Origin of the sequence: Microcystis sp. M53602_WE12 (assembly GCF_030065455.1) — a bacterium.
In the GTDB taxonomy this organism is placed as follows: Bacteria; Cyanobacteriota; Cyanobacteriia; order Cyanobacteriales; family Microcystaceae; genus Microcystis; species Microcystis aeruginosa.
The window spans coordinates 1-4,625 of sequence record NZ_JASJFB010000191.1 but is presented as its reverse complement, the minus strand read 5'-3'; the positions used below and the strand labels follow the sequence as shown (position 1 = coordinate 4,625).

Below are 4,625 nucleotides of genomic sequence, written 5' to 3'. Positions count from 1 at the left end.
TGCCCTGAAAACCGTCGGCGAACGTACCGGTCAAGAACCCCTAGAAGTATTTGAAAAAGCCGTTAAAAACGCCACTCCCCTAGTGGAAGTGAAAGCCCGCCGGGTCGGTGGAGCCACCTATCAAGTACCGATGGAAGTACGGAGCAATCGTGGTAGTACATTGGCACTACGCTGGTTAGTCCATTATGCTCGGACTAGAGGTGGCAAAACCATGGCTGGTAAACTAGCTAACGAGATCATGGATGCGGCCAATGAAACCGGCGGCACGATCAAAAAACGGGAAGAAACCCACCGGATGGCGGAGGCAAACAAAGCCTTTGCCCACTATCGTTACTAAAAAGATACTTTAAAGATACTTTAAGGGCGGTGGACTACACCGCTGCCGCCAAAAAACTGTCAAGAAAAGTATAGAATTGTAAATAGTGTAAAAAATCCTAGAACAAAATCCCATCACTGGCAAGCAAAGCAAGGAGGTTGCTGTGGCACGGACTATCCCGCTAGAGAGAGTGCGAAACATCGGAATCGCCGCTCATATAGACGCGGGCAAAACAACGACAACAGAAAGAATCCTGTTCTACACGGGAGTCGCTCATAAACTGGGCGAAGTCCACGACGGAACGGCAATTACCGACTGGATGGAACAGGAACGGGAGCGAGGAATCACCATCACCGCCGCCGCCATCAGTACCAGTTGGCAAGATCATCGCATCAACATCATTGACACCCCCGGCCACGTCGATTTCACCATTGAAGTGGAACGTTCCATGCGGGTACTCGATGGAGTGGTAGCGGTTTTCTGCTCTGTTGGTGGTGTACAACCCCAATCAGAAACCGTCTGGAGACAAGCCGATCGGTACAAAGTACCCCGGATTGCCTTTGTCAACAAAATGGACAGAACGGGGGCGAACTTCTTCAAAGTTTACGAACAATTAAGAGATCGCCTCAGAACTAACGCCGTTCCCATCCAAATGCCGATCGGCGCGGAAAGCGAACTGAGCGGGATCGTTGATCTCGTCAAGATGCGCGCCTATATATATAAGGACGATCTAGGGAAAGACATAGAAGAAACCGACATTCCCGAAGACTTATTGAAAAAGGCCGAAGAATTCCGCGTGCAGCTGGTGGAGGCTGTAGCGGAAGCTGATGAAGAACTCCTAGAAAAATATCTAGAAGGTGAAGAACTCACCGAAGCCGAAATCAAACGCGGTCTCAGAGAAGGGACGATTGCTGGTACAATTGTTCCCGTCCTCTGCGGCTCGGCTTTCAAAAACAAAGGGGTACAACTGCTCCTCGATGCCGTCGTCGATTACCTACCCTCACCCTCGGAAGTAGCCGCCGTTAAAGGGATTCTTCCCGATGGCAGCGAGGCAATCCGGGAGGCTAAGGACGATGCGCCCTTCTCGGCCCTCGCCTTCAAAATCATGGCCGATCCCTTCGGTCGTTTAACCTTCCTACGGGTCTATTCCGGTGTACTAGCTAAAGGCAGCTACGCCTACAACTCCACCAAAGGAACCAAAGAACGGATCGCTCGCCTGATCATCCTCAAATCCAACGAACGGATCGAAGTGGATGAACTGCGCGCCGGTGATCTAGGAGCGGCGATCGGACTGAAAAACACCATTACCGGGGATACCCTCTGTGATGATAAGAACCCGATTATCCTAGAATCCCTCTTTATCCCCGAACCGGTTATCTCCGTGGCGGTGGAACCGAAAACCAAACAGGACATCGAGAAACTCAGCAAAGCTCTGCAAGCTCTCTCCGATGAAGATCCCACCTTCCGGGTCAAAGTTGATCCCGAAACCAATCAAACGGTGATCGCCGGGATGGGAGAACTGCACCTGGAAATCCTGGTCGATCGAATGCTCCGGGAATACAAAGTCGAAGCGACGGTGGGCGCTCCCCAGGTGGCCTATCGGGAAACTGTGCGGAAACCCGTGCGCGCTGAGGGTAAATTTATCCGTCAAAGTGGTGGTAAAGGGCAGTACGGCCACGTCGTCATCGAACTCGAACCGGGTGAACCGGGGTCGGGCTTTGTCTTCGTCTCCAAAATTGTCGGTGGTGCTATCCCCAAAGAATACATCAGTCCGTCAGAACAAGGGATGAAAGAAGCTTGCGAATCGGGGATTGTAGCGGGTTATCCCGTCATCGACCTGAAAGCAACCCTTGTAGATGGTTCTTTCCACGATGTGGACTCCTCCGAGATGGCCTTTAAGATTGCCGGTTCCATGGCGATCAAAGAAGCGGTGATGAAAGCTTCTCCCGTTCTCCTAGAACCGATGATGAAGGTCGAGGTGGAAGTACCCGAAGACTTCATCGGTAACGTCATCGGTGATCTTAACTCCCGTCGGGGACAAATCGAAGGTCAAGAAACCGAGACCGGCATCGCCAAAGTCTCCGCTAAAGTTCCCCTAGCGGAAATGTTTGGTTACGCCACTGATATTCGCTCCAAAACCCAAGGACGGGGCATCTTCACCATGGAATTTAGCCATTACGAAGAAGTCCCCCGCAACGTGGCCGAGACGATTATCACCAAAAGTAAAGGGAATGGCTAATCAGTGAGCAGTGAGCAGTGAGCAGTGAGAATAAACCGATCATTTAAATTCGAGCGGTCAACCCTAACAACTGCTAACTTAAAACTGATCTCTGGTGACTGATTACTATTCACCCACCTGAAGAAGAAAAAAAACAAAGGAACAGAAAGTAAATGGCACGCGCTAAATTTGAACGGACGAAACCCCACGTTAACATCGGCACGATCGGTCACGTTGACCACGGCAAAACTACCCTCACCGCCGCTATCACTATGACCCTAGCGGCTCTGGGTAATGCCCAAGCTAAAAAATACGATGAAATCGATGCCGCTCCCGAAGAAAAAGCCCGCGGGATCACCATCAACACCGCTCACGTTGAGTACGAAACCGCCAGTCGCCACTATGCACACGTTGACTGCCCCGGCCACGCGGACTATGTAAAAAACATGATCACCGGTGCGGCACAGATGGACGGTGGTATTCTCGTGGTCTCGGCCGCCGATGGCCCGATGCCCCAAACCCGGGAACATATCCTGCTGGCTCGTCAGGTGGGTGTACCTAACCTCGTGGTCTTCCTCAACAAAAAAGATATGGTGGACGACGAGGAGTTACTGGAACTCGTAGAACTGGAAGTACGCGAACTTCTCACCAATTACGACTTCGCTGGCGACGATATCCCCATTATTGCCGGTTCTGCGAAAGAAGCCCTCGACTACATGACCAAAAACCCTAAGGCCCAAAAAGGCGATAACGAGTGGGTGGACGCAATTTATGAATTAATGGAAGCGGTAGATAGCTATATCCCCACCCCCGAACGGGATATCGATAAACCCTTCCTGATGGCGGTAGAAGACGTATTCTCGATTACTGGTCGGGGGACGGTGGCTACCGGTCGGATCGAACGCGGTATTGTGAAAGTGGGTGATAACGTGGAATTGGTGGGGATCAGAGATACCCGCGCCACCACCGTTACTGGGATCGAAATGTTCAAGAAAAGTCTCGACCAAGGGATGGCTGGTGACAACGCTGGTATCCTCCTGCGTGGTATCCAAAAAACCGACATCGAGCGCGGCATGGTGATCGCTAAACCGGGTACAATCAAACCCCACACCCAGTTTGAAGGTGAGGTATATGTGTTAAGTAAAGAAGAGGGTGGTCGTCACACTCCTTTCTTTAAAAACTATCGTCCTCAGTTCTATGTACGCACAACCGACGTAACTGGTACTATCCAAGACTACACCGCCGATGATGGCAGCACTGTAGAAATGGTCATGCCGGGAGACCGGATCAAAATGACCGTGGAACTGATCAACCCGATCGCTATTGAACAGGGTATGCGCTTCGCTATTCGCGAAGGTGGTCGCACCATCGGTTCCGGCGTTATCTCGAAAATTATCAAGTAGGCTAATCTACTAATTAACGGGGCAGTGAATTTAAAAGCTGCTCCGTTACTGTCTTTATTTTGTACCTTGACAATTGCAATAGGTGAAATTATGGCTACGCTACAACAACAGAAAATTCGCATTCGTTTGAAAGCTTTTGACCAGCGCTTACTTGACACTTCCTGCGAGAAGATTGTCGATACTGCCAATAGAACTAACGCCACAGCGATCGGACCGATCCCCCTACCGACCAAAAGAAAGATTTATTGTGTCCTGCGTTCCCCTCACGTTGACAAGGACTCCCGTGAACATTTTGAAACCCGCACCCATCGCCGCATTATTGATATTTACCAACCCTCTTCTAAGACAATCGATGCTTTGATGAAATTAGATTTACCCGCAGGGGTTGATATTGAAGTTAAATTGTAAAAAATGTCAAAAAGATGTTATCGCTAACATCTTTTTTTCTTAGAGACTCTTTGTTATGGTGCTTCTCGTCTAGTTTGTGTGGGTGAGAATCGCCATTAGATACCCCAGCAGCCCATCAAGGTGGCGGTTGCTCTTTAAATAGGGTTGGCTGAATAAATCTAAAAACCTTGTTGGATAAGACTTTTAGACTTTTTTGACCTCAAAAAGTGCCAGCCATTGGAGGGATCGGGGCGAAAATTCCTGGACTTTTTCCCTGAAAATTAGGTAATTGACCGTCTGA

At 49.9% G+C, this 4,625-nt stretch carries 4 protein-coding genes; all 4 read left to right on the top strand.

What is annotated here, in order from left to right:
• A partial coding sequence (gene rpsG, locus PX482_RS07280) for a 30S ribosomal protein S7 (RefSeq protein WP_288122258.1) occupies positions 1-337 on the top strand: 337 nt, incomplete at its 5' end.
• A 142-nt stretch (positions 338-479) separates the two neighbouring features.
• Positions 480-2,555: an elongation factor G gene (fusA, locus tag PX482_RS07275; RefSeq protein ID WP_288122257.1), complete on the top strand. Its 2,076-nt coding sequence runs from the start codon at positions 480-482 to the stop codon at positions 2,553-2,555.
• A 152-nt stretch (positions 2,556-2,707) separates the two neighbouring features.
• The gene (gene tuf, locus PX482_RS07270; RefSeq protein ID WP_288027866.1) at positions 2,708-3,937 is read left to right on the top strand and encodes an elongation factor Tu; all 1,230 of its coding nucleotides are present in this window, start codon (positions 2,708-2,710) and stop codon (positions 3,935-3,937) included.
• Positions 3,938-4,027: 90 nt separating this feature from the next.
• Positions 4,028-4,345, top strand: coding sequence for a 30S ribosomal protein S10 (gene rpsJ / locus PX482_RS07265; RefSeq protein ID WP_002740287.1), 318 nt, complete (start codon positions 4,028-4,030; stop codon positions 4,343-4,345).
• Positions 4,346-4,625: the final 280 nt, after the last annotated feature.